This window comes from Pseudomonas sp. SJZ103 (genome assembly GCF_007828335.1).
GTDB lineage: Bacteria > Pseudomonadota > Gammaproteobacteria > Pseudomonadales > Pseudomonadaceae > Aquipseudomonas.
Genome location: NZ_VIUN01000020.1, coordinates 80724 through 103568 on the forward strand (window position 1 = coordinate 80724; position 22845 = coordinate 103568).

General features: G+C 57.5%; 25 protein-coding genes. 18 read left to right on the forward strand and 7 right to left on the reverse strand.

Going from position 1 to position 22845, the window contains the following annotated elements:
• Positions 1 to 26: 26 nt before the first annotated feature.
• From folE to FBY10_RS28980, 5 genes are all read left to right on the forward strand, one after another.
• Positions 27 to 650 carry a GTP cyclohydrolase I FolE gene (folE, locus tag FBY10_RS28960; protein ID WP_145338601.1) on the forward strand — a complete coding sequence of 208 codons (624 nt, stop codon included), beginning with the start codon at positions 27 to 29 and terminating at the stop codon, positions 648 to 650.
• Positions 651 to 665: 15 nt separating this feature from the next.
• Positions 666 to 1418 carry a pteridine reductase gene (locus tag FBY10_RS28965; protein ID WP_145338602.1) on the forward strand — a complete coding sequence of 251 codons (753 nt, stop codon included), beginning with the start codon at positions 666 to 668 and terminating at the stop codon, positions 1416 to 1418.
• A gap of 175 nt (positions 1419 to 1593) precedes the next feature.
• Complete coding sequence (locus tag FBY10_RS28970; protein ID WP_145338603.1) at positions 1594 to 2562, forward strand: phytanoyl-CoA dioxygenase family protein; 969 nt, start codon at positions 1594 to 1596, stop codon at positions 2560 to 2562.
• A 10-nt stretch (positions 2563 to 2572) separates the two neighbouring features.
• Complete coding sequence (locus FBY10_RS28975) at positions 2573 to 3397, forward strand: SDR family NAD(P)-dependent oxidoreductase (RefSeq protein ID WP_145338604.1); 825 nt, start codon at positions 2573 to 2575, stop codon at positions 3395 to 3397.
• A gap of 28 nt (positions 3398 to 3425) precedes the next feature.
• Complete coding sequence (locus tag FBY10_RS28980; protein WP_053136158.1) at positions 3426 to 3845, forward strand: carboxymuconolactone decarboxylase family protein; 420 nt, start codon at positions 3426 to 3428, stop codon at positions 3843 to 3845.
• Positions 3846 to 3894: 49 nt separating this feature from the next.
• On the opposite strand, the gene FBY10_RS28985 is transcribed toward FBY10_RS28980, so the two are convergent.
• From FBY10_RS28985 to FBY10_RS28995, 3 genes are all read right to left on the reverse strand, one after another.
• Positions 3895 to 4215 (reverse strand): 2Fe-2S iron-sulfur cluster-binding protein, encoded by a 321-nt coding sequence (locus FBY10_RS28985; protein ID WP_145338605.1) that lies wholly within the window; start codon positions 4213 to 4215, stop codon positions 3895 to 3897.
• A 25-nt stretch (positions 4216 to 4240) separates the two neighbouring features.
• The gene (locus FBY10_RS28990; protein ID WP_145338606.1) at positions 4241 to 5497 is read right to left on the reverse strand and encodes an NAD(P)/FAD-dependent oxidoreductase; all 1257 of its coding nucleotides are present in this window, start codon (positions 5495 to 5497) and stop codon (positions 4241 to 4243) included.
• Positions 5498 to 5655: 158 nt separating this feature from the next.
• Complete coding sequence (locus FBY10_RS28995; RefSeq protein WP_178116810.1) at positions 5656 to 6561, reverse strand: LysR family transcriptional regulator; 906 nt, start codon at positions 6559 to 6561, stop codon at positions 5656 to 5658.
• A gap of 257 nt (positions 6562 to 6818) precedes the next feature.
• Here FBY10_RS28995 and FBY10_RS29000 point away from each other — a divergent pair, with 257 nt between their 5' ends.
• The 7 genes from FBY10_RS29000 to FBY10_RS29030 all read left to right on the forward strand — a co-directional run bounded on the left by FBY10_RS29000 (position 6819) and on the right by FBY10_RS29030 (position 13770).
• Positions 6819 to 6998: an SDR family NAD(P)-dependent oxidoreductase gene (locus FBY10_RS29000; RefSeq protein ID WP_145338608.1), complete on the forward strand. Its 180-nt coding sequence runs from the start codon at positions 6819 to 6821 to the stop codon at positions 6996 to 6998.
• Positions 6999 to 7222: 224 nt separating this feature from the next.
• A complete protein-coding gene (locus FBY10_RS29005; RefSeq protein ID WP_145338609.1) occupies positions 7223 to 8470 on the forward strand; it encodes a cytochrome P450 in 1248 nt (415 codons plus the stop codon).
• Between the two features lie 73 nt (positions 8471 to 8543).
• Entirely contained in the window at positions 8544 to 10145 is a 1602-nt protein-coding gene (locus FBY10_RS29010; protein ID WP_145338610.1) for a GMC family oxidoreductase, read from the forward strand.
• A complete protein-coding gene (locus FBY10_RS29015; protein WP_145338611.1) occupies positions 10142 to 10903 on the forward strand; it encodes an enoyl-CoA hydratase/isomerase family protein in 762 nt (253 codons plus the stop codon). The genes FBY10_RS29010 and FBY10_RS29015 overlap by 4 nt, the downstream gene beginning before the upstream one ends.
• 21 nt (positions 10904 to 10924) lie before the next feature.
• Positions 10925 to 12082 carry a serine hydrolase gene (locus FBY10_RS29020; RefSeq protein ID WP_145338612.1) on the forward strand — a complete coding sequence of 386 codons (1158 nt, stop codon included), beginning with the start codon at positions 10925 to 10927 and terminating at the stop codon, positions 12080 to 12082.
• Positions 12083 to 12937: a MaoC family dehydratase N-terminal domain-containing protein gene (locus tag FBY10_RS29025; protein WP_145338613.1), complete on the forward strand. Its 855-nt coding sequence runs from the start codon at positions 12083 to 12085 to the stop codon at positions 12935 to 12937.
• A 41-nt stretch (positions 12938 to 12978) separates the two neighbouring features.
• On the forward strand, positions 12979 to 13770 hold the full coding sequence (locus FBY10_RS29030) for a CoA ester lyase (protein ID WP_145338614.1): 792 nt from the start codon (positions 12979 to 12981) through the stop codon (positions 13768 to 13770).
• Positions 13771 to 13827: 57 nt separating this feature from the next.
• On the opposite strand, the gene FBY10_RS29035 is transcribed toward FBY10_RS29030, so the two are convergent.
• Positions 13828 to 14694 carry an IclR family transcriptional regulator gene (locus FBY10_RS29035; RefSeq protein WP_218571056.1) on the reverse strand — a complete coding sequence of 289 codons (867 nt, stop codon included), beginning with the start codon at positions 14692 to 14694 and terminating at the stop codon, positions 13828 to 13830.
• Between the two features lie 273 nt (positions 14695 to 14967).
• Between FBY10_RS29035 and FBY10_RS29040 the strand changes: the two genes are divergently transcribed.
• The 5 genes from FBY10_RS29040 to FBY10_RS29060 all read left to right on the forward strand — a co-directional run bounded on the left by FBY10_RS29040 (position 14968) and on the right by FBY10_RS29060 (position 18946).
• Positions 14968 to 15882, forward strand: a complete 915-nt coding sequence (locus FBY10_RS29040; RefSeq protein ID WP_218571057.1) for an SDR family NAD(P)-dependent oxidoreductase — start codon at positions 14968 to 14970, stop codon at positions 15880 to 15882.
• A gap of 106 nt (positions 15883 to 15988) precedes the next feature.
• Positions 15989 to 17188, forward strand: coding sequence for a cytochrome P450 (locus FBY10_RS29045; RefSeq protein WP_145338615.1), 1200 nt, complete (start codon positions 15989 to 15991; stop codon positions 17186 to 17188).
• A gap of 9 nt (positions 17189 to 17197) precedes the next feature.
• Positions 17198 to 17362 (forward strand): rubredoxin, encoded by a 165-nt coding sequence (locus FBY10_RS29050; protein WP_053136117.1) that lies wholly within the window; start codon positions 17198 to 17200, stop codon positions 17360 to 17362.
• A gap of 63 nt (positions 17363 to 17425) precedes the next feature.
• The gene (locus FBY10_RS29055) at positions 17426 to 18223 is read left to right on the forward strand and encodes an enoyl-CoA hydratase/isomerase family protein (RefSeq protein WP_145338616.1); all 798 of its coding nucleotides are present in this window, start codon (positions 17426 to 17428) and stop codon (positions 18221 to 18223) included.
• A 30-nt stretch (positions 18224 to 18253) separates the two neighbouring features.
• Complete coding sequence (locus FBY10_RS29060; protein ID WP_145338617.1) at positions 18254 to 18946, forward strand: SDR family NAD(P)-dependent oxidoreductase; 693 nt, start codon at positions 18254 to 18256, stop codon at positions 18944 to 18946.
• Between the two features lie 327 nt (positions 18947 to 19273).
• Here the strand turns inward: FBY10_RS29060 and FBY10_RS29065 are convergent, their stop codons facing one another.
• From FBY10_RS29065 to FBY10_RS29075, 3 genes are read right to left on the reverse strand one after another with little or no spacing between them, the layout of a single operon-like run.
• On the reverse strand, positions 19274 to 20104 hold the full coding sequence (locus FBY10_RS29065; RefSeq protein ID WP_218571058.1) for an enoyl-CoA hydratase/isomerase family protein: 831 nt from the start codon (positions 20102 to 20104) through the stop codon (positions 19274 to 19276).
• Between the two features lie 18 nt (positions 20105 to 20122).
• Positions 20123 to 21037 carry an NmrA/HSCARG family protein gene (locus FBY10_RS29070; RefSeq protein WP_145338619.1) on the reverse strand — a complete coding sequence of 305 codons (915 nt, stop codon included), beginning with the start codon at positions 21035 to 21037 and terminating at the stop codon, positions 20123 to 20125.
• Between the two features lie 30 nt (positions 21038 to 21067).
• Entirely contained in the window at positions 21068 to 21862 is a 795-nt protein-coding gene (locus FBY10_RS29075; protein ID WP_145338620.1) for an IclR family transcriptional regulator, read from the reverse strand.
• A gap of 86 nt (positions 21863 to 21948) precedes the next feature.
• On the opposite strand from FBY10_RS29075, the gene FBY10_RS29080 reads away from it, so the two are divergent.
• Positions 21949 to 22722, forward strand: a complete 774-nt coding sequence (locus tag FBY10_RS29080) for an SDR family NAD(P)-dependent oxidoreductase (protein ID WP_145338621.1) — start codon at positions 21949 to 21951, stop codon at positions 22720 to 22722.
• The last annotated feature ends 123 nt before the right edge of the window (positions 22723 to 22845 follow it).

Genomic DNA, 22845 nt, shown 5'->3' on the forward strand with positions numbered 1-22845 from the left:
CGTACAGCATGCAGAAGAGTGATGTGATGACGGTCAAAAAACAGTTTCAACTCCAGGCACGGCCCACCCGTGACGAAGCCGAAGCGGCAGTACGTACCCTGATTCGTTGGGCCGGCGACGATCCCGATCGTGAAGGCTTGCTCGATACGCCACGACGGGTCGTCAAATCGTATGACGAATTCTTCGCGGGTTATCTTGAGGAACCACGAGAAATTCTGTCGCGCACTTTCGAAGAAGTCGAAGGCTATGACGAGATGATCGTGCTGACCGACATCCGTTTCGAAAGTCACTGCGAACACCACATGGTGCCGATCATTGGCAAAGTCCACGTGGCCTATCTGCCGGACAAGCGAGTGGTGGGGATTTCCAAGCTTGCGAGGTTGGTCGAGGTCTATGCCAAGCGTTTGCAGATTCAGGAAAAGATGACCGTGCAGATCGCCGACACGCTCAGTGACGTGCTGCAACCACTGGGTGTGGCCGTGGTCATCGAGGCCTCTCACCAGTGCATGACCACCCGCGGCGTGCACAAGGCCGGCGTATCGATGGTCACCAGCCGGATGGTCGGCGCGTTCCGCGATCATGGCGAAACCCGCCGCGAACTGCTGGCGATCATCGGCCTTGCCGCTCACCCACGATTCGCCAATAGCTGAATAAGGAGATGCGCAATGTCCAATTCGTCCCTCCACGGCAAGGCGATTCTGGTCACGGGCGGCGCGAAGCGCGTCGGTGCAGCCATTGTCAGAGCCCTGCACGATGCAGGCGCCTCGATCATTCTGCATTACCGCCGTAGTGCCGGGGACGCCAACGAACTGGCCGAACGGCTGAACTGGGAGCGGCCGGGTTCTGTCACCTTATTGCAAGCCGACTTGCTGGACACGCAGGCGCTCGCAGGATTGGTCGAGTGTGCGGTTGAAAGCTTTGGCCGTCTTGATGGGCTGATCAACAACGCCTCCAGTTTCTACCCGACCCCTTTGGGCAGTATTGACGAACAGGCCTGGACCGACCTGATCGGCAGTAACTTCAAGGCACCGCTATTTCTGTCCCAAGCGGCATGGCCACACCTGAAGGACACCGGTGGCACCATCATCAATATCGTCGACATCAATGCGGAGAGACCAATCGAAGGGTTTTCGACCTACTGCGCAGCTAAGGCCGGGCTACTGGGGCTGACCAAAGCGCTGGCCATCGAAATGGGGCCACACGTACGGGTTAATGGCGTTTCACCGGGCGCCATCGCATGGCCTTCGGACGGCTTATTCGACGCGGCAACGCGGCAGACGATGATCGACTCAACATTGCTCAAGCGCACGGGCGAACCCCATGACATCGCTCGCACCGTGTTGTTTCTACTGGCGGACGCACCTTATATCAGCGGCCAAATTCTTGCGGTGGATGGCGGTCGGTCAGCCCACCTTTGACATTATCCGTTGACGTGGCTGCGGTATCTCGCTTGATTGATCAATAAAACTGAAGGGTGTTTTGGTGGTAAGGCGGATTATCCGGCATCGCCTTCTCGGTAGTATCAGTCCAGTGCCGGTGTACTGATGCGGGTACCCCCAGCGCGACAACGACAACAAGAAAGGGCTGCAGTTGATGAATATTTCTTCGCCTATATCAAACCAACCGCCGATGCGAGAGTTGAACGTTTCCAACGCCTTGCTCGATGACCGCCAGGCACTGAACGCAGCCTGGGAACGCGATGGCTATTGGTTCTTCCGTGATGTCCTTGACCAAGGATCGGTGTCGCGTTTGCGTGGCGTCTACATGGATTTACTGGATGAGCTTGGGGTTACCCAAAAAGACGACGCGCAGGCGCTCTACAGCGGTAAAAGTCTCGACGGATTCCCGTTCCGCATGGAGCCTTTGGTCGAACGTGAAATCTGGCGCCCCTTTGTCCAGGAACCGCCGATCAACGCGTTCTTCCAGCGTTTGCTGGATGACCAACCGTTCTGGATTCCAACCGTGGAGTACCGCGCCACGCCGCCCACCGCAGAGCGCAAGCCCAGCCGTCTGGATTACTTGCATCAGGATGGTTTCTACAACGTCGGTATTCCGTTCCTGATTTGCTGGATTCCGTTGTCAGTGATCAGCGATGAGGTGGGTGGCCTGGTCTTGGCCGAGGGCATGCACAAAGGGCCGTATTTGCACGATGTGAACACGCCGCCATTGTTTCCGATCCCCAATGGTTCAGTCCCTGATCACGCCTGGCGTCGAACCACCTACCGTCCCGGCGATGTGCTGCTGATGCATATCAACACCCCGCACAGCGGGCTTGCCAACTACTCGGACCGTTTTCGTTTGTCGATGGACATTCGCATCATGGGCGCCTCGGGGCACACCCCGATTATCGGCACCTTGAGCGCGTTATCCAGCAGTTCGGTCAGCGTGGTCGGCGACGATGGGCGCACGGGGACGTTCGTCGTCGATACGCAAACCTATTGCCGGGGTATTGACGGCAAGAAGGTCCCCCTGGAGGAAATTCCCCAGCGCATGAAGGCCGGTGATCCTGCGATTGTTGCTTTCAGCGACGGCCACGCCACCCTTATTCGTCCGCCGCACTGAGGAGCCTTCGATGCCATTACCCACTGTTTTTAATACACGGCTGGCCGGCAAAGTGGCCATCGTTACTGGCGCGGGCTCCCAGGGCAAAGGCGTGGGCACCGGAAAGGCCATCGCTTACCAGTTTGCACGGGAAGGGGCCAGGGTCTGCCTGGTAGATCAACACCCCGAGCGCGCGGAAGAAACCCTGGCGATGATTCTCGAGGCGGGCGGCGATGCGTTTGTTTGCGCCGGTGATGTCACGTCCGATGAGGACTGCCAGCGCTTCGTGAGCGACACGGTCGCGCGTTACGGGGCGCTGCACATCTTGGTCAATAACGTCGGCATCGCCACCGGCCCGCAGCGTTTTGAACAGCACCCCCTCGAACTGTGGCAGCGAGTGATGGAGGTTAACCTCAAAAGTGCTTTTTTGATGAGTCGGCACGCCTTGCCTCACCTCTTAGCAAAGCCCGGTTCGGCCGTGCTCAATATCGCCTCGACCGCCGGTTTGCAAGGCCACGGCTCGGTCGCCTATGGGCCATCCAAAGCGGCGATGGTGCAAATGACCCGTGAGCTGGCGGTGATGTATGGCCGTCAGGGGCTGCGCGCCAACACCGTTGCGCCCGGGCACATCTTTACGCCGTTGGTGGACGGTCTGCTTAACGACAGCATGCGTACCCTGCGCCGCGGCATCGCCCCCCTGAACATTGAGGGTGACGCCTGGGATGTCGCCGCTGCATGCCTGTTTTTGGCCAGCGACGAAGCACGGTTCATTACCGGGATCTGCTTGCCTGTGGATGGCGGTGTGACGCAGGTTGCACCGCTGACTGCCTATGGTCAGGTTCAATCTGAAATCTGACCCCTTCTTCACGACGAGAACAATAACAATGAACGAGAACTGGCAAGCAGGGCATGAGTTGATGGTCCAGATGATGGGGCCTGAGTTCGCCAAGGCGATAGAGGCGGGGGCAACCTCAGGTGGTTTTGCCGCCGATGTCGCGCGCATGGCCATCGAGCATGCGTTTGGCAGCGTGTGGTCACGTCCCGGATTGGAACTCAAGTACCGAAGCGCGGTGGTCATTGGCGCGCTGATTGCTCAACACCAGCCGGCCGAACTGAAGAACCATCTGCGCTTCGGCCTGAACAATGGTCTGACGGTGTTGGAGCTGCAGGAAATCATCATTCAGACACTGCCGTACGTGGGCTTTCCGGCTATTTCCAGTGCGTTGACGGTGACGATTGAAGTGTTGCGCGAGCGCGGGTTGGACGGTGGGGTGAAAAAGGCCGACGAAAGCGGCTTGTTGTAGTTCCACAATCGCCCGTCGCACAGTGAGATGCGACGGGCTGCTGGGGCGCTCAGGTCTGCGACACGGGCAGGCGGATAATCAAGCCATCGAGTTCGGGGGTCATGTTGATCTGGCAAGTCAGTCGGCTTCTGTCATCCACGTCCATGGCGCAACTGAGCATGTCGACTTCATAGGAAGCGGCTTCTGGCATGTGTGCGGCCCATTCAGGTTCGACATAGCCATGGCAGGTTGCGCAGCTGCAACTCCCACCACAGTCTCCGAGAATCCCTGGAATTTGATTATTTACGGCAAGCTGCATCACCGATTGACCGACTTCGGCCTGCACGGTTTGTTCCGTGCCATCGTGCTGGATAAACGTAAGTTTTGGCATCGTTGTTATTCTCAGGCCAGGGAAATCAAGGGGGCGGTAACAGGCTTTTCAGGGGTATGCTGTCGTCTGCCAACTGTTCAGGGTCCACTCGCAGGCGCTCGGCGATGATACGTTTGGCGAGCATGAATTCGGGCGGACGATTGACGGTATCGGCCGCCAGCACCAGGCCGTCCTTGAGATAAAAGGCGCTGAACGAATCGCTGTCCGGCGAACCGCGCACCACCAACTGATCGTAGCCTTGGGACAAACCGACCATTTTCAGCTTCAGATCGTATTGATCAGACCAGAACCAGGGGATGACGTTATAGGGCTTTTGCTTGCCGCAGATCGCCGCCGCTGCGGTACGGGCCTGCTCCAGAGCGTTGGGGACCGACTCCAGGCGCAAGCGCCGCCCCAGCGATGCATTGGGATGATTGGTGCAGTCGCCGGCGGCGTAGATATCTGGATCACTGGTTTGTGCGTGCTCATCGACCAGAATGCCATTGTCGACGGTGAGGCCTGCCTCCTGCGCCAGCTCGGTATTGGGGATCAGGCCGATACCGACCACCACCAGGTCCGCCGGTACTCGAGTGCCATCGGCGCAGAGCACTGCTGATACCGCGTCGCCCGAACGGTCCATCTCTACGTCACTGACCTGCACGCCCGTGCGAATCTCCACGCCGGCTTCGCGGTGTTTGCGCTCATAGAAGGCTGAAAGTTCCGGCGCGGTGACCCTGGCCAGTACGCGAGGAAAGGCTTCCAGCACGGTGACCTTGAGGCCCAGCTTGACGGCCACGGCCGCCACTTCCAGACCGACGTAGCCACCCCCCACGATGACCAGTCGCATGCCGGGTTCAAACTGACGACGCATGGCATCAACGTCACCCAGGGTGCGTAAGTAATGAAAATTGCCCGATTGTTCCGCGAGGCTCGATTTCGGTACCGACAGCGGGCGAGGGCGGCCACCGGTGGTCAGTACGAGCTTGTCGTAGCCAATCCATTCGCCATTCGCCAATTCGACAGATTTGCGTTGTCGATCGATGCGCAAGACCCGCGTGTTATTGATGATCTCGACGTTGGCTTTCATATAGGTGGCAGGGGATTTGATCAGCAGGCTTTCTGCTGTGGCCGCACCGGACAAGTAGGCCTTGGAAAGAGGCGGGCGGTGATAGGGCAAATGGGGTTCGTCACCGATCAGGACAATCCGACCACTCCAACCGTTGTCACGCAAGCTGGTGGCCAACTCCCCGGCGGCATGCCCGGCGCCAACGATCACAGCCGTGCGATGGGTGTTTTCAGTCATTGTTCACCTAGCCTGTTATGAGGGCTTTGAGCGCAGCCGTTATGATTGTTGTTATGGGTTTATTATGAACGTCGTTTCGAATAGTGAACGATCTGTGTGGTGGCTGTCAAACCACTTCATGCGAGAGATGGTGGGCGTAACCAGGGCTGGCCTGATCTTCACTGGCTGCGGGCGGGCGCTATCATTTCCTGCGCCGCGGGATAATGCTCAATAAGAAAATCGACAAATGCGTGGACCTTGCGCGACTCCCTGCGGCCTCGCGGATAAAGTACTTCCAGCGTGGGCGCCATCGAAACCCAGTCAGGCAACACCTGTTGCAAGTGCCCCGACGCCAATGAACCTTTCAAGTGAAAAGCCATTCCCTGGACAATGCCCAGGCCATTCAAGGCGGCTTCGATTCGCGTGTTGCCCTGGCTGATCGACAATCCTCCCAGGGTTTGCAGCTCGATCGGCTGCCCACCGTGCTGGAAGGACCACGGAAGTAAACGGCCGGTACGCTCTATCAGATAGTTGATGCACTCATGCCCATGCAGGTCGTCAGGTGTCAGCGGAATTCCGCGCTGGGCCAGGTAATGCGGTGAGGCAACCGTCAGCAGGGCTGAATGGCCAAGCGGTCTGGCGATCATTCCAGAGTCCCGGAGCAGGCCCAGCCGTATCATCACGTCGTACTGGTTTTCCACGGTTTCGAGGATCTGCTCCGAGTCGGAAAAATCCAGGTGTATAGCCGGATAACGCCGTCGAAACTCCGGGAGCAGGGGCATGATCAGGTGCTGGGCGATGGTGCTGGGGATGTCCAGACGCAGCCGCCCACGTGGTGTGCCGCCTTTGCCCGCCAGCTCGGCTTCGACCCCGCTGATTTGATCGAGAATCTGTTGGCAGTGTACATGATAGGTCACGCCTTCATCCGTCAGGCTCAAGCTCCGTGTGGTGCGATTGAGCAGCCTGACGCCGAGGTCTGATTCCAGGTTGCTCAGGTGAGTCGACACCATCGACGGAGACAGCCCCAGGCTCGCCGCCGCTGCACTCAGGGTGCCGCGGTCGACCACGGCAAGAAAGACTTCCATACAGCGCAACTTGTCCATGGGCCATGCCGATTCTTCAAGATAATTGAAAGATTAATACGGTTTATGCAGGTTTATCTAGCGGGTAAAGACCCCAATAAATTAATTCGGTTGAACAGCGTTCAGCTGAGGTCCTTTTGGGTCAGCGAACGCGAGAGCGAAGCCATCCGTGCTAGCCCTGCAGCCGCTGTGCCGTAGGGCGCGCGGGTCAATAACAATAATTCAGCCAAGGATGCCCCCCTTGAGTAACGACACAAACTGTGTTTCGCCTGGACGACAAGACTCCCGTTGTTACCGGCGTGGGTTCAGGCATTGGCCAAAGCATTGCCGAGTTGTTTGCCCACGTGGGGGCGCAGGTCATTGTTGCCGACGTTAACCTTGAGGCCGCGTGCGCTGTCGCCCAACGTATCGAAGCTGTGGGGGCAGGGCGACTGCGTTGAAAGTGGATGTTTGTGTGATGAAGTGCGCCACTTTGGCGCGGATCAACTTTATTCGAGGAGCTGCTTGCTGCCTTGAAACTTCGTGATTATAGTGAACGAGGTTCGCATATATGAACAATGTTCGTGTGTGCTGGAGATGCGCCTTCTGAAGCGGCTTCAGATCGCCTTTGATGATGTTGTGGCCAGCGCGTACCGATACCCGACGCGATGCGGAGATAATAATAATGGGTGCAAAACTGAATATTGAAGACTTCGACGATCCTTCCTTTGACCCGTTCCTGGAAGACGCGTTGATGTTTGGCGATCACCTTGATCCCTACGCCAAAATTGCCGAAATGCGTCATCAGGGTTCGTTGCACAAAGGCGAATATCGGACGTTGATGGGCTTGTACGCAGACATCACCAAGCCAGCGGATGCGCAGTATTACAGCGTCTTCGGCTATGACGAGGTGGCTCAGGTATTGGGCGACCCGGCCACCTACGGCAATCATGCCTACGACTACAACATCGGCATCAGCTTCGGCCAGAGCATCTCGACCATGGATGCTCCGGAGCATCCACGGTTTCGCCGGATTTTCCAGAAAGCCTTTTTGCCGCAAACAGTCGCCGCCTGGGGTGAAACGCTGGTCGACCCGGTGTTAAGGGGCTTGATGAGCACGTTCGAAGGCCGAGGCGAAGCGGATCTGGTGCAGGAGTTCACCCTGCACTATCCCTTCCACATCATCTATCGCCAATTGGCGTTGCCGCCTGAAGACGCGAAGATTTTCCATAAGCTGGCGATTGCCCAGACCGTGGTATCGGTGGACATCGAACACGGCACGGAAGCGTCGCGCAAGCTGGGCGACTACTTCATCAAGCTGGTGGCCGAACGCCGCGCCAATCCGGGCGATGACCTGGTCAGTTCTCTGGCATTGGCGGAAGTCGACGGCGAATACCTTCCGGAAAATGTGCTGATTTCGTTCTTGCGGCAACTGGTCAACGCTGCGGGCGATACCACCTATCGCGGGACCAGTGTGTTGCTGACGGGACTGTTGAGCAATCCAGAACAACTGGAAGCTATTCGCAACGATCGCTCGCTGATTCCCCAGGCAATCGAAGAGGCATTGCGTTGGGATGGGCCGGTCTTGATGCAGAGTCGCTACGCTCGTGCTGATGCTGTCTTGGGAGGGGTCAATATCCCGGCGGGTACCTTTATCGATGTGGTGGCGGGATCGGCCAACCGTGATGAAAGCAAATTCCCCGACCCAGATACCTTCAATATTTTCCGCAAGCCTCAGCACCGGCATTTTGCGTTTTCCTTTGGCCCTCATGTCTGTATCGGTCAACACTTGGCTCGGGTTGAAATGACCCGTGCGTTGACGGCAATTATCGATGGCCTGCCCAACCTGCGCCTTGATCCGGACAAGCCTGCTCCCCAAGTGCGTGGAACGATGATGCGGGTGCCGCATTCGATTCACGTGAAGTTTGGTTAACAGCCTCCATGCACAGGCTCCAGCTCTGTCATGGTCAATGCGGCCATCACGGGCTTTTGAAGAGTTAAGCTCAATGAAAGAGTTCGATTACATCATCGTCGGTGCGGGTTCGGCCGGCTGCGTATTGGCCAACCGGCTTTCTGAATCTGTGCACAACAGAGTCCTGCTGATCGAAGCCGGGCCTGAAGACCGTAACCCGCTGATCCACATGCCCAAGGGGTTCGGCAAATTGCTGTCGGACCCGAAACACGCCTGGTTTCTTCCGGTGACCACAGACCCAGGCACCGGTCGCACCACCGAGATTTGGGCTCGCGGCAAGATGCTGGGCGGCTCCAGCGCCATCAACGGCATGGTCTACATGCGCGGCCACCCACAGGATTACGATGATTGGGAGGCCAACGGGGCCACCGGCTGGGGGTGGAAGACCATGGCCAAGGCATTCCGCAGTATCGAAAACCATGCGCTGGGTGAAAGTGAGCTGCGCGGCGGTAAAGGCCCTTTGAAGCTGTCCAACTACAGCGACCGTAATGCGCTGGGGGATGCAGTGATCAATGCCTGCAAGGGCCTGGGGTTGAAGCTGCGGGACGATATCAACGGACTCGATCATGAAGGTGTGGCCTATCTGACTTACACCATCAGCGGTGGTGTCCGGCAGAGTGCGGCGAAAGCGTTTCTTGGCCCGGTCCGTCAGCGAAAGAATCTCACCATCGTCACTGCTACCCAAGTGCAGCGGGTGCTATTCGAAGGTACGCGCGCTATAGGTGTCGAGTGCATAAAGGGTGGGACATTGGTGTCTTACACGGCGCGTTGTGAGGTCATACTCAGTGCGGGGGCCCTGGAAACTCCACGTCTCCTGCAATTGTCCGGCGTCGGCGACAGGGCACACCTGACGGCGTTGGGAATCCCCGTGGTTGCGCATAATCCGAACGTCGGCCGTAACATGCGTGAACACCTGCTGTATTTCCTGCAGGTGCGCCTGCGGCATTGGCGTGACAGCCAAAACCGCGAGTTCAGCGGTATACGGCTGATCAAAAACGCCTTGCGTTATGCGCTGACGAAAACCGGCATAATGGCAATGGGCTCTTATCAAGTCGGTGGCTTTTTCAAAAGCCGCCCCGAGCTCGATCGCCCCGACGCGCAATTGATGATGGCCCCCTATTCGCTGGACTTTTCCTCGCCATCCTATGGGTTTGAACCCTTTCCGGGTATGCAGTTATTTGCCTACCCCTTGCGTCCGCGCAGTCTGGGGAGCGTACAGATCACCTCGGCGGACCCGGCTCAGCCTGCACAAATCATCACCAATTACCTGACCGATCCTTACGACCGTGAGGTATCGGTGGCCGCGTTTCGTTTCATGCGCAAAGTCGTCAACAGTGCGTCGATGAATCACATGGTCCTGGAAGAAACGCATCCGGGACCGAAAGTGCAGACCGACGAGGAAATTCTTGCCGAGTTTCGACAGCGTGGGCAGTCGGGATTTCATGCCTGTTCGACCTGCGCCATGGGCTCGGATGACGATGCCGTCCTAGATCCGAGGCTGCGGGTCAGAGGCGTTGAGGGACTGCGCGTGATGGACTTGTCGGTAATACCCACGATGGTGTCAGGCAACACTAACGGGCCAATGATGGCTATGGCATGGCATGCCGCCGATTTGATTCTGGAGGACGCGTCATGAGTCGATTCGAGGACTACGCACAGCGCTTCGCAAACATTCACTTGGAGCGCAAGGACGGCATTGTGCAATTGTCGGTGCATAGCGAAGGCGGTTCGCTGAAATGGGGGGCGTTGGAGGGCAGCATCCACACCCAATTGGGTGATTGCTTTCGTGAGATCGCCCGAGACCCTGAAGTCCGCGTGTTGATCATTACCGGCACCGGTGATGCGTTTTGTGCTGCGATGAACATGACCGAAATGCCGAGTGAGCCGATGTCTCAGGGATGGCACCGCTTGCAGCGTGAAGGAAAGGATTTGCTGATGAACCTGCTGGATATTGAAGTCCCGGTCATTGGTGCCATCAATGGTCCGGCGTACATCCATGCCGAAATCCCGGTGCTGTCGGACATCGTACTGGCGAGCGAAACCACGGAGCTGGCCGATCTGGCGCACTTCGTCCACGGCGTCGTCCCTGGCGATGGCGTACAGGTGGTGTGGCCGATGCTGCTGGGCGCCAATCGAGGGCGTTACTTCTTGCTGACCGGTCAGCGCCTGGGGGCCGCTCAAGCGCTGGCATTGGGCGTCGTCGCCGAAGTCTTGCCTGCGGACAAACTGCTGGCTCGGGCCTGGGAACTGGCTGGGCAATTGGCAAGCAAGCCCCTGCATACCTTGCGCTATACACGTGTCGCCTTCACTCAACCGATCAAGCGCCGGCTTTTGGAGGAGTTGGGCTACGGCCTGGCAATGGAAGGTCTGGCCACCATCGCCATGACTCAATAACGGTCACAAGAGGCTTTTTCAATGAGTCACGTTTTAGATGCCCACGCTCAGGCTGTTGTACAAAAAGCACTGGATCTGGCCACCACCCAAGGCGGTGAAGTCGGCGTTCAGGTGGCGGCTTACCTTAATGGCAAGCTGGTGATCGACGCCTGGAGTGGTTACACGGACGAAGCGCGAACACACGCGGTCGATGGCGATACGCTGTTTAATGTCTACTCGGTGACCAAGGCCGTTGCGGCTACCGCCCTGCATATTCTTGCTGACCGGGGCCAGATCGATTACGACTCGCCGGTCAGCCGTTACTGGCCCGAATACGCTGCCAATGGCAAGGCATTGACCACCGTTCGTGATGTGCTGACGCATCGCGCCTGTGTACCGCAAATGCCCGAGGGTGTGACCCCGGAGCGGATGTGCGACTGGGACTGGATGACTCAGGCCATCGCAGATCTGGAGCCGTTGGCTACGCCTGGCACTAAGACTCTGTACCTGTCGATGACCTTCGGCTGGATCATCGGCGAACTGGTCCGCAGGGTTGATAGCAAACATCGCTCCTTTGGCCGTTTTGTGCGTGAGGAAATCGCCGAGCCACTAGGCATTACCGACCTGTGGATCGGCATTACCGATGACGTCGAGCCGCGTGTCGCCAGGCAAATCAATGCGATGGTATCGGTGCCTGCCGAGTACCTGCCACCGCTGTTCAGCGCCTCGATGCCCGACGCGGTTGCGCTGGCTCCCGAAGTCTTTGAGCGGGCCGACGTGCGGCGTGCAGAGGTCGCGGGGGTAGGGGGCATATTCAACGCCCGCTCCGAGGCGCGGTTCTGGGCGTTTCTCGCCAACGGTGGCGAACTCGACGGGGTACGCCTGCTTTCCAGGGAACTGGTCGCAGCCCTGAACACCCCTCGGGCCAACAGTGAAGAGCCTGACCCGGTAATGTTCGGCTTTCCGATTCCGATCACCATCGGCGGTTTCTGGTTCGGCGGCAACTACCCTCCCGTGACGTGCGTGCAGAACCCCCGCGCGATCTGCCACCCAGGTCAAGGCAACTCGATCGGCTGGGCGGACCCGGACGTCAATCTGGCGGTTGCGATTTGCCATAACAAGCTGTTCAACCCGACCAGTCCTGAAGAGGACCCGTTGCTGCCCATTGCCCAGGCAGTACGTGAGGCATTGGGTATTTGAATGAGCATTGACATCGAACATTTGAAATCCTGGATCGGTCGGCAAGAACATCAGAGCGATCAGCTCACGCGGGTGCCCATGACGGCGTTGGCCGCGACGCTGGAGCATGAGCCGGTCTGTGTTGGGCTGGAGCATGCGCTGCCGGAGCTATGGCACTGGTTGTACTTTTTGCCGCTTGCACAACAGTCGGCTATCGGTGATGACGGTCATCCACGACGTGGCGGATTTCTGCCGCCCATCGAACTGCCTCGCAGAATGTGGGCAGGTGGGCGGCTGGAGTTTCTGCGCAGTCCTTTGGTGGGCAGTTCGGTCGAGCGGACTTCGACGATTCTTAATGTCAGCCACAAAAGCGGTCGTAGCGGTGAGCTGGTATTCGTCACGTTGGAGCACCAAATCGCAGATTCCGGCGGCGTGCTGATCCGCGAAGAGCAAGATCTGGTTTACCGTGATCATCCGCAGCCAGGGGCCCCCTTAAAGGCTACCGAGCTGACGCTGCGTAAGCCGTTATGGACCCGGGAAATCACCCCGGACCCCGTGCTGCTGTTTCGGTATTCGGCACTGACGTTCAATGGACACCGTATTCATTACGACCGACCTTACGCACAGACGGTAGAGGGGTATCCGGGGTTGGTGGTGCACGGCCCGCTGATTGCAACCTTGCTGATGGATTTACTCCATCGGCAGAGGCCGGGTGTCAGGCTCAAACACTTCAGTTTCCGCGCTATGCGGCCGTTGTTCGATACCGCACCGATCACCCTGTGTGCCTTACCTGCTGACAAGGGGGGAACGGTGCTGCTGTGGGCCCAAGGCCCTGACGGGGAAATTGGCATGGAAGCAACCGCCACGCTGGCTTGATTCCACGCCGCGATTCAGTGACTTAGCGTCAAGGAGAACCCATGCGTTCCTATTTGTTTGTTCCCGGTAATCGACCCGAGCGTTTTGCTAAAGCACAGGCATCGGGCGCCGACGTCGTGATCATTGATCTGGAGGACGCGGTGGCCGATGCCGATAAACCTCTGGCACGTGAGCATGTGCGCACAGCCGTGGAGGGGGGCGCTCGTGTCTGCCTGCGGATTAACGCCTACGGTTCGCCTTGGTTCACTGAAGATCTGGCACTGTTGGCTTCAATGAACGTCGAGAGTGTGATGCTGCCGAAGGCCGAGACCCTGGAGCCATTCCTGGCCCTGCGCAGGGTGACTCAGGCGCCGATTATCGCGTTGGTGGAAACCGCGCTGGGTATCCAACAAGTGCTGGTCGTGGCGCAAGCCCCTGGGGTCCAGCGCATCGCTTTTGGTTCAGTGGATTATCAATTGGACGTGGGCTGTGATGGCAGTGATGACGCCTTGTTGTACGCGCGCTCGCAAATTGTCGTCGCCTCGCGGGTCGCACGTATTGACGGGCCGATCGATGGGGTCTGTGTCAGCATTGATAATCAGGACGCCATAAGGCATGAGGCCGCACACGGCAAGGCGCTTGGCTTCGCCGGCAAGATGTGTATCCATCCGCGGCAGGTGCCTTTGGTCAATCAGGTGTTCAGCCCGTCCGAGCGTGAAATGGCCTGGGCCAAAGAGGTCATCCAGGCCTTCGCGCTCTCGAATGACGGCGCGGTGAAGGTGCAGGGTGAAATGATCGATCTGCCGGTGCTGCTCAAAGCGCGAAAAATCATCGCTCAAGGCGAGTCCGACTAGGTTGTGTAGTGCGACACCCAATTCGGACGGAGTCGAATCAGGTGTTTCAGCGCTTGTTCATGCGTGACCGAGCAGACCGGACGCTGCGGTGCCTACCGAGATCAGCAACTCGCGCAGCTCATTGAGTTTGTGCTGCATGCGTTCGGCAGGTGCTGCGATCACCAACGCTGCCGCTACTGTACCGTCGGTGTTGTGGACCGGTACTGCAATCCCGGCGGCGCCTTCGCTGAGCTCGCTGATGCTGATGGAGACGCCGGTTTCACGAATCTCTTTCAGCTGCTTTTTCAACGTGCTGCGATCTGTGATGGTGCGCCAAGTCATGGCCTTCAGCTTCGCGGACTTGAGGTAGGCATCCTGGGTACGTTCATCCTGATAGGCCAATAAAAGACGACCAGGCGCAGTACAGTGGAGGGGACGTGGAGCGCCCAGCGGCGAAACGTAACGCACCGGGTTCTGTGAGTCGATACCGTCGATGTGGGTCACCATCTGTGACTCCATATCGATCACGGACAGGTACACGCTTTCGCCAGACTTGACGGCCAACTCTTCGAGATAGGGGCGCATCAGCTTGGGGAAGTTGCGGGTGGCCAGGATGTCTCCCGCCAGCCGGTATATAAACGGACCAAGCCGGTAACGATTGCTGCCATGGCTGAGATAGCCTTCAGCGACCAGCGGACGCAGCAGCGTTAACAGACTGCTTTTCGGGGATTCCAGCGTCACGCTCAATTCGGCAAGAGAAAGGCCGTCAACGGCCTTTGCCAGGGTTTCGAACAGGCCCAGGATCCGCGTTACAGAGCGTGGGCCCATGGATACTTGAGATTCAGCACTATCCACGTGTATTACCTTTTCATGATTGATCAAATCGTTGTGTTGATGTCTAGCCCATCGAATGCAACGGTACTGCTTGAAGTAGGTGTGCATCATACCAAATACCGTTTAACAATTCCCTTTGATCTTGAACGCCTTGTAAACGCTGCGCTGTAGCCAGGTTTTGATGGCCCTATGGCTTATTTATAGAAGGCATTTACCCGACGCGCCGTTTTTTTTGAGGTTTTCTGAACGGCTTATTTGTTTGCATATGTGAATATCGTTCAGTATTCTGTTGTGAGTGATCACCTCGAATTGCGGCTATCCGCTCGCTGCTGTGAGCCTGTCCGGGATTATGGGTGATGCGTATTCACGATCGAGGGATCAGGCATGACGGATATGGTTAAGGGCAAGGTGGTGGTCGTCACGGGCTCCGGTGGCGGCATTGGGCGAGACATTGCGTTGCTCATGGCGAAATACGGTGCCAAGGTGGTGGTCAACGATGTCGGGGCCTCTGTCAGTGGTGAGGGGCTGGATGTCGGGCCCGCGCAAAAAGTTGCGGATGAGATCAGGGCCGCCGGCGGCGACGCCGTGGCCAATACCGACAGTGTTTCTGACCCGGCGGCGGCGGCCAGGTTGATCGAGCAGGCGGTGCAAACCTATGGGCGGATTGACGTCGTGGTCAACAACGCCGGCATCCTGCGTGACCGTTTTTTTCACAAAATGACAGCCGAAGAGTTTGACGCGGTACTCAAGGTCCATCTCTACGGCACCTTCTACGTCAGCCGCGCTGCCGCCAACTATTTCAAGGAGCAGGAATCGGGGTGCTTCGTGCACATGACTTCTACCTCTGGCCTGATCGGCAACCTCGGTCAAGCCAACTACAACGCCGCGAAGCTGGGCATCATGGCGTTATCCAAGTCCATCGCCCTGGACATGCAAAAATTCAATGTTCGGTCGAACTGTATCGCGCCTTTCGCGTTCAGTCGCATGATTGGTGCCATACCCACCGATACGCCAGAGCAGCAGGCCCGCGTCGAAAAAATCAAACAGATGACGCCGGCAAAAATCGCCCCCATTTGCGTGTATCTGGCCAGTGACCAGGCAGCTGAAGTCAACGCTCAGGTGTTTGCGGTGCGTAATAACGAGATATTTTTGATGAGCCAGCCGCGACCGATCCGATCGGTACAGCGCTCGGAAGGCTGGACCCCTGAAACCTTGGCTGAGCACGGTATGCCTGCGCTGAAAGGCTCCTTCATTCCCATGGATCGCTCCGGCGATGTCTTTACCTGGGATCCTGTTTAAAGCTTGCAGTAGCGGTAATTGGAATCGAGTTCGTAGCTTACGACGTGAATAAAAACAACAATAAAAGCCGCTTTTTTGACCAGAGGCGGCAGAGGAGGGAAGTAACGTGACTTACCCTGATAGCTGGACAGTGCCTGCACATGTCCCCCCCCATCTGGTGATTGATTTCGACTGCCTTCATCCGGCAGGCGCCGAGACGGACGTGCACCTCGCCTGGAAGGTGCTGCATGACGGCCCCGACATTGTCTGGTCGCCTTATAACGGCGGGCACTGGATCGCCACCCGCGCAGAGGACATTGAAGTCATCCAGAAAGATGGCGCTCGTTTCTCTCATCGCCTCATAAATATCCCGCCTACGCCACAAATCACTCTGGTTCCGCTGGAGTTGGACGTGCCGGAACATACGGCTTATCGAGCGTTGATCACACCGTCTTTCCTGCCGCAGGCCATTGCCTCGATGGAAGATGATATCAGGGCGCTGACGATCGAGTTGATCGAAGGTTTTCAGGCGAACGGTCAGTGTGAGTTCGTCAACGACTTCGCCAAAATGTTGCCAATCCTGATTTTTTTACGTCTGGTGGACCTGCCCAGCAGTGATCGCCTTGAGTTGCTGACTATGGCGGAGATGGCCGTGCGCGGCACGTTGGAAGAGCGCATCGAGTCGCAGGTTTTACTGCAGCGTTACCTTGGAAATTGGATTCAGGATCGGACGCTCAACCCAGGCACCGATGTCATCAGCCTGATTGTCAATGCGCAGATCGACGGCGTCCCTATCCGGCCCGAACGCATGTTTGGCATGCTGATTGTGGTGCTGTTCGGTGGCCTGGACACCGTTGCTTCAATGATGAGTTTTATCTGTCGCTTCCTCGCCGAACACCCAACCAAACGGCAACAACTGGTTGACGCTCCCCAATTGATTAATACCGCGGTCGACGAATTGATTCGGCGTCACGGGGTCACCAATACCGCGCGGGTCGTGACCGGCGATTTCGACTTCAAAGGTGTGCCGCTCAAAGACGGCGATCAGATTCAGGTTCCGAATGCGCTGTTCGGTCTGGATGAACGCCGCTTTACCGATCCCATGGATGTTGACTTGACCCGCAAGCCAGTGATCCACGCAGCCTTCGGCAATGGTCCGCACCGCTGCCCCGGGTCGTTTCTGGCCCGCACCGAAATCAAGGTATTCCTGCAGGAATGGCTCAAGCGCATTCCAGACTTTCGCGTGAAACCGGGTGAGCAACCGCGTACGGCGTCAGGGGCGGTGAATGGAGTGCTTCATTTGCCGCTGGTCTGGGACGTTAACTAAGGAGTCGACATGAAACAGTGGCAATGCATTTTCTGCGGTTTTTTTTATGACGAAGCCTTAGGTCTGCCCGAAGAGGGCATTGCGCCCGGGACACGCTGGGCAGATATTCCCGAAGACTGGATGTGCCCTGAATGTGGTGCCGCCAAAGTTGATTTCACCATGGTCGAAGTCTGATTGTCCTGCACCTTACAGCGATAGACGTCCAGGGCGTCAACCTACTGCCAAAAGGATACCTGAATGGATTTTTCAAGTTATAAAGCGCTCAAGCTGGAACGCGATGAGAACGGTATTTTGACGATCACCTTCAATCGCCCAGACTCACTCAATGCCGTTGATGCGGGCATGGATGAAGAATTGGGCAGAGTGTTCACCGAAGCGGGATACGACGAACAGACCCGCGTGGTGATCCTGACCGGTGCCGGCCGTGCTTTCAGCGCGGGCGGCGACCTTGAAGAAATGCAACTGGTCATTGATGAACCCCAGCGATTCATCGACGGCATGCGCCGTGGCAAGCAACTGCTCTTTTCGATGCTTGATTGCCCTAAACCGATTATTGCCAAAATCAACGGTCATGCCATCGGCCTGGGCGCCACCCTGGCACTCTTCTGTGACCTGACCTATGCCACGTTAACCGCCAAAATCGGTGATCCTCATGTCAGCGTGGGCTTTGTCGCGGGTGATGGCGGCGCGGCCATCTGGCCGCAACTGATCGGTTATGCGAAGGCCAAGGAGTATCTGCTGACGGGCGAGGCATTGACCGGCGAAGAGGCTGCCCGTATCGGTTTGATCAACCATGCCGTCACGGCCGAAGAGCTTGACGAAACCGTCCAGGCGATGGCGCTCAAGCTGGCCCAGGGCGCCTCGAAAGCCATCCAGTGGACCAAGCTTGCGGTCAACATCAGCCTCAAGCAGATCGTCAGCTCGGTGATTGATGCCTCGTTCGCGTATGAGGCCTTGTCCAACCAAACCGAAGATCATCAGGAAGCGGTCAATGCGTTCCGGGAAAAACGTAAACCGGTATTCAAAGGTCGCTGACACTCACTGTGTTGAAAAAGGGCATCTGACATGAGTAGGACGGTGGTGATTACGGGCGGCTTCGGCAGCCTGGGTGTTGCAGTAGGCCGATCATTTGCACAGGCAGGCTGGCAGGTATCGCTGGTAGATCGGGCCGCGCAGGCTCTGCCGGCGATCAGCGCCGAGTTCAGCGGGCAGTTGTTGCTGGGCGATGTGGACCTGACGGATCTGGCAGCGGCAAACAGTGCCTTGGCCAAGGTCCAGGCGCACTTTGGCAGTGTGGATGCGCTGATTAACGTAGCGGGCGGATTTCGCTGGGAAACTCTGGAGGAGGGCGATCTGGCGACGTGGGATCTGCTGTACCAGATGAACCTGCGTACGGCCGCGACGGCCTGCAAAGCCTCACTCGCGCATCTTAAGGCGAGTGGAGCAGGGCGCATCGTCAATATTGCAGCCGGTGCTGCCAGCAAGGCAGCCTTGGGCATGGGGGCTTATGCGGCGTCCAAGGCCGGGGTGATGCGACTGACCGAGGCGGTGGCTGAAGAGCTCAAAGATCACGGGGTCACCGTCAACGCGATTTTGCCCTCGATTATCGATACGCCGCAGAACAGAGCAGACATGGCAGATGCTGACTTCACGCGATGGGTCCAACCGGCACAGATCGCGCAGGTGATTCTGTTTTTGGCGTCTGACGCAGCGTCGGCAATCACTGGCGCGTCGATTGCAGTCAACGGCAGAGTCTGATTTTCCGCATCCAACGCGCCGGTCAGAACTTGCAGCTCGGCGAAAGTAAGGGGGGCCTGGCTTCTCGACTATCACGGCCTGTTCACTGATGCTTTTACGCCAGACACGAATGCTAACTTTCAGGGCACGGGCGAATGCCAGGACAAACGGCACCCGATGCCCGACCTCACCAAAGGTATAGGTGAACACCGCTCAGGAAAGGCCTGTATTTTATTAGTCGACAACCAAAATCGGCACATCTGTAAGGATTGCTGAACGAGTTAGAAGACGAGAAATCAGCCCGTTGGTGATCCCCGGCAGAAAGCCAGTTGGTTAGCCTAGAAATGATCAAGGCTCCTTCTGTGTACGTCTTTGCTGGGCAATGAAGGCCGTCGCGAGGCTGTGGTGTTCTTCACTCAAGGTGGCCGCCAACTGCCGCCCCAAGGTCGTGTCAAGCACTTGGGCAGCGCTACGATGCAGGTAGCTGTTCATGATTTTTTTGGTTTCACGCAGTGCCTGGCTGGGTTGTTTGAGCAGCTTTTCAGCCAATGCGCGGGCTTCTTCCATGAGTTTTTCCGGCGCTACTACGCGGTTGGCCAGCCCGTAGTCCACGGCCTGCTGTGGGGTGATGCGATCGCCCGTGAAGATCAATTCCTTGGCTCTCAATAAACTGGTGTAAAGCGGCCAGGCCACCGAAATACCGTCGCCCACGACCAAGCCGATATTGATGTGCGGCTCGGCCATGAACGATTTTTCCGACATCAGCACGATGTCGCACAGGGTGGCCATGGTCGCGCCCCATCCTACTGCCGGTCCATTCACTGCGGCGATAATCGGAATGGGCAGATCAATGAAGCTGAGGAGGGTGCGACGGGCATTTTCCTGCACCGACCGCGCAAAGTCCGAATCTTCCAGCGTCTTGACGAAGTGCTGAAAATCACCACCGGCACTGAAGGCTCGGCCGGCACCGGTCAGGATGGCGACACGTGCTTCCCTGTCTTCGGCCAGAGCGCGAAACAGTTTTGGATAGGCGAATAACATAGCGGTAGAGGATGCGTTGAGGTCATCAGGTCGATTGAGGGTGATCAGGCGCAAGCCGCCTTCGGCAGTCACCTGAATTTCTGGTGGCAAGTCATAAAGATTTGGCATGTCTGGCTCCTTGAGAGTATGGGTGGGCACCGATAGGCGCCTGTACCATCAGCCTGGAAACTCACTGATATGGTTTTTTACCCACTGCTCCAGCAGTGTAAGTGGCACTTCGTAGGCTGCCAACGCGTTAATGTCAGCGCGATAACCCACTTCGTTTGTCCACTCCTGCGAACGCACCCAACCTGGAAATAGGCCCGCCGCGATAGCCTCGCCAGGGGAGACCGATTCACTGATGATGTTTCTGTGAAGCACACGGCTCAGCAGTGCTGCAACCTCATCCATCGACAACGCCTCATTGGCCAGATCGATGCTTTTGCCGTTGTATCGTTCAGGGTGTTCTAACGCTGCTCGCGCAAAGGCGCCGACGTCATCGGCCGTGGTCAATTGCAGGTGGGTATTAGGATCGAGGGCGGTGATGATTTTTCCGTCAACCAGGTGTGGAAACATGTACCGGGCTTTGGGCAGGGTGAAGTTGTCCAGCATGAAGGCCGGCTTGAGCACCGTCCAGGATGGGAATCCAGCGTGGCGAACGCGCTCCTCGATGTCCCACTTATCGGTCCAGTACTTCTGCCACCAATAGCCACTGCCCCAGCGTGCAAAGCTCGTGTGTTTGCCGGCCTCGCACACCGAGGTATGCACGAAGTGTTGAACGCCGGCCTGGTAGGCAGCCTCCACCAGCGCGAAGCCCTGCTTACGCTCGCTGTCTGTGTTGGAACTGTCCGGGATCTGTACCGAAAATACCCCATAAATACCTTGCAGTGCATTAACCAGAGACGCGGGATCGTCCATGTCGCCCGCAACAACAGTTGCCCCTTGTTTGACCAGCGCCTGTGCAGCAGGCGAGTCAGGAGAACGCGTTAAAACTCGCACGGGATATCCAGCCGCCAGCAGCGCCCGCGCGGTAGCCCCCCCTTGGGCACCCGTACCTCCAGTGACGAGGATCGGTGAATTACGGTTGTTCATTTCAAGACTCCTGAGTCGATACATGCGGGATCAGTTGGAAACGAGAGACAGTTTTTTCGCCAGTTCAACCAGTTCGGAGCCGATGGCCAGCAGCTTTTTACGGGGCCAATCCAAGGCCAGGCCAGAGGCAGACAAACCGTATATTTTTCCGGTGTCCCGGGTGCGAATGGGTACAGCCACGGCGTTGAATTGAGGGTGCATGACGCCAATGCTGAGGATGAATCCATACGTCTGATAGTCCGCAATCGCCCGTCGGATGTTGGCTTGGGTCGTGGGCCAATCACTGGGATGTGCTGCTTTCAGGCCCTTTATGACGTCCTCACGTTCCTCGGCCTCATACGCCGCCAGGCACGCCCAGCCAGTAGGTGCGGTTGCCAATGGGCGGCGCGCACCGACCGGATCGTTGAAGTAAACGAAGTCACCGTGAGTGCGTTGGAGATAGAGCATGTCCAGGCCGTCGCGAACCGACAACGAAGCACCCATCCGATAGCGCTCGGTTAACGACTGCATATAAGGCTGGGCGACCTTGGGCAGTTCGGCACGCACCAGCGCCGCATAACCGAGCGCAAGTGCCGGTAGGCCCAAAGCTATCTTGCTGTTCTCACCCGCGCAGACCAAAAAACCTTCGCGTTCAAGCGTGTAGCACAGGCGCCAGACCGTGGGTTGTGGCAGCCCCGTCATGGCCACCAATTCACGCGCGGTCAGTTCAGGTCTGTCGTAGGTAAAACACCGTAGAATTTGTAGACCACGCGCCAGGGCGGTGACGTACTGACGGTCTTTATCGGGTTTATCCATTTCGACATCACTCTGAACGATGTTCGGCATTGTAAACGACGTTCGAATAAATTACATTCATTCGCACAGCAGATTCAACATTCGCTGTGCGAATAAATTCAGAGGATAAAAATAAGATGACCTCCAGTCTGTTCGATCTCCACGGTAAAGTTGCCGTCATTACCGGCTCAAGCCGCGGCCTTGGATTTGCCAGTGCCAAAGGCATGGCAGAGCAGGGCGCTAAGGTGGTGATTTCTGGTCGTAAAGCGGACGCCTGTGAAAAGGCGGCTCAATCGATTCGCGACGCCGGAGGCGAGGCCATCGCCGTACCGTGCAACATTGGCCGCAAAGATGAACTGCAAAATCTGGTGGACACCACCCTTGCAACCTGGGGCAGGATTGACATCGTGATGGCCAATGCCGCCATCCATCCCTGGGGCGGCTCGGTCCTGGATCTACAGGACGAAACCTTCAACAAATTCATGCAGGTCAATGTGCAGAGCAGCATCTGGCTGACACAGATGACTCTGCCGGCCATGCTGGAGCGGGGTTATGGACGTTTTATCGTCGTGGCCTCGATCGTTGGTCTGCTGGGTGACCCGGTCAGTGGCACCTACGGGCTGACCAAGGCTGCGGACATGCAGATGGTGCGCAACATGGCCAATGAATTTGCCAGCCGGGGCGTGACGGCCAACTGCATCGCTCCCGGTACTTTCAAGACCGAAATGGCGCGTTCCCAGTGGGAGGATCCTGCCATGGTCGAGTGGTACAACGGGCGCAATCCCTCCAAGCGCTTTGGGGAGGCTGACGAAATCGCCGGACTTGCCGTGATGCTGGCTTCGCCGTCGGGTGGTTACATCAACGGTCAGACCATCGCAGTGGACGGCGGTCACACTGTCTCCTTTCGCTAGAGCCCTGGAACTTCGTTCTGGTGCGCACTGAATCGCCCCGGATTCTCTAGACACCTTGCAAGCTCATTGCATAACGCTTTTCAAACTCTACCGGTGACAGCTGATTGTTGAAACCATGGCGGC

Excerpts from the sequence above, each read along its gene's own strand:
- folE (WP_145338601.1), top strand. The coding sequence starts at position 27 with ATGACGGTCAAAAAACAGTTTCAACTCCAGGCACGGCCCACCCGTGAC.
- FBY10_RS28965 (WP_145338602.1), top strand. The coding sequence starts at position 666 with ATGTCCAATTCGTCCCTCCACGGCAAGGCGATTCTGGTCACGGGCGGC.
- FBY10_RS28970 (WP_145338603.1), top strand. The coding sequence starts at position 1,594 with ATGAATATTTCTTCGCCTATATCAAACCAACCGCCGATGCGAGAGTTG.
- FBY10_RS28975 (WP_145338604.1), top strand. The coding sequence starts at position 2,573 with ATGCCATTACCCACTGTTTTTAATACACGGCTGGCCGGCAAAGTGGCC.
- FBY10_RS28980 (WP_053136158.1), top strand. The coding sequence starts at position 3,426 with ATGAACGAGAACTGGCAAGCAGGGCATGAGTTGATGGTCCAGATGATG.
- FBY10_RS28985 (WP_145338605.1), bottom strand. The coding sequence starts at position 4,215 with ATGCCAAAACTTACGTTTATCCAGCACGATGGCACGGAACAAACCGTG.
- FBY10_RS28990 (WP_145338606.1), bottom strand. The coding sequence starts at position 5,497 with ATGACTGAAAACACCCATCGCACGGCTGTGATCGTTGGCGCCGGGCAT.
- FBY10_RS28995 (WP_178116810.1), bottom strand. The coding sequence starts at position 6,561 with ATGGAAGTCTTTCTTGCCGTGGTCGACCGCGGCACCCTGAGTGCAGCG.
- FBY10_RS29005 (WP_145338609.1), top strand. The coding sequence starts at position 7,223 with ATGGGTGCAAAACTGAATATTGAAGACTTCGACGATCCTTCCTTTGAC.
- FBY10_RS29010 (WP_145338610.1), top strand. The coding sequence starts at position 8,544 with ATGAAAGAGTTCGATTACATCATCGTCGGTGCGGGTTCGGCCGGCTGC.
- FBY10_RS29015 (WP_145338611.1), top strand. The coding sequence starts at position 10,142 with ATGAGTCGATTCGAGGACTACGCACAGCGCTTCGCAAACATTCACTTG.
- FBY10_RS29020 (WP_145338612.1), top strand. The coding sequence starts at position 10,925 with ATGAGTCACGTTTTAGATGCCCACGCTCAGGCTGTTGTACAAAAAGCA.
- FBY10_RS29025 (WP_145338613.1), top strand. The coding sequence starts at position 12,083 with ATGAGCATTGACATCGAACATTTGAAATCCTGGATCGGTCGGCAAGAA.
- FBY10_RS29030 (WP_145338614.1), top strand. The coding sequence starts at position 12,979 with ATGCGTTCCTATTTGTTTGTTCCCGGTAATCGACCCGAGCGTTTTGCT.
- FBY10_RS29035 (WP_218571056.1), bottom strand. The coding sequence starts at position 14,694 with ATGATGCACACCTACTTCAAGCAGTACCGTTGCATTCGATGGGCTAGA.
- FBY10_RS29040 (WP_218571057.1), top strand. The coding sequence starts at position 14,968 with ATGACGGATATGGTTAAGGGCAAGGTGGTGGTCGTCACGGGCTCCGGT.
- FBY10_RS29050 (WP_053136117.1), top strand. The coding sequence starts at position 17,198 with ATGAAACAGTGGCAATGCATTTTCTGCGGTTTTTTTTATGACGAAGCC.
- FBY10_RS29055 (WP_145338616.1), top strand. The coding sequence starts at position 17,426 with ATGGATTTTTCAAGTTATAAAGCGCTCAAGCTGGAACGCGATGAGAAC.
- FBY10_RS29060 (WP_145338617.1), top strand. The coding sequence starts at position 18,254 with ATGAGTAGGACGGTGGTGATTACGGGCGGCTTCGGCAGCCTGGGTGTT.
- FBY10_RS29070 (WP_145338619.1), bottom strand. The coding sequence starts at position 21,037 with ATGAACAACCGTAATTCACCGATCCTCGTCACTGGAGGTACGGGTGCC.
- FBY10_RS29075 (WP_145338620.1), bottom strand. The coding sequence starts at position 21,862 with ATGCCGAACATCGTTCAGAGTGATGTCGAAATGGATAAACCCGATAAA.
- FBY10_RS29080 (WP_145338621.1), top strand. The coding sequence starts at position 21,949 with ATGACCTCCAGTCTGTTCGATCTCCACGGTAAAGTTGCCGTCATTACC.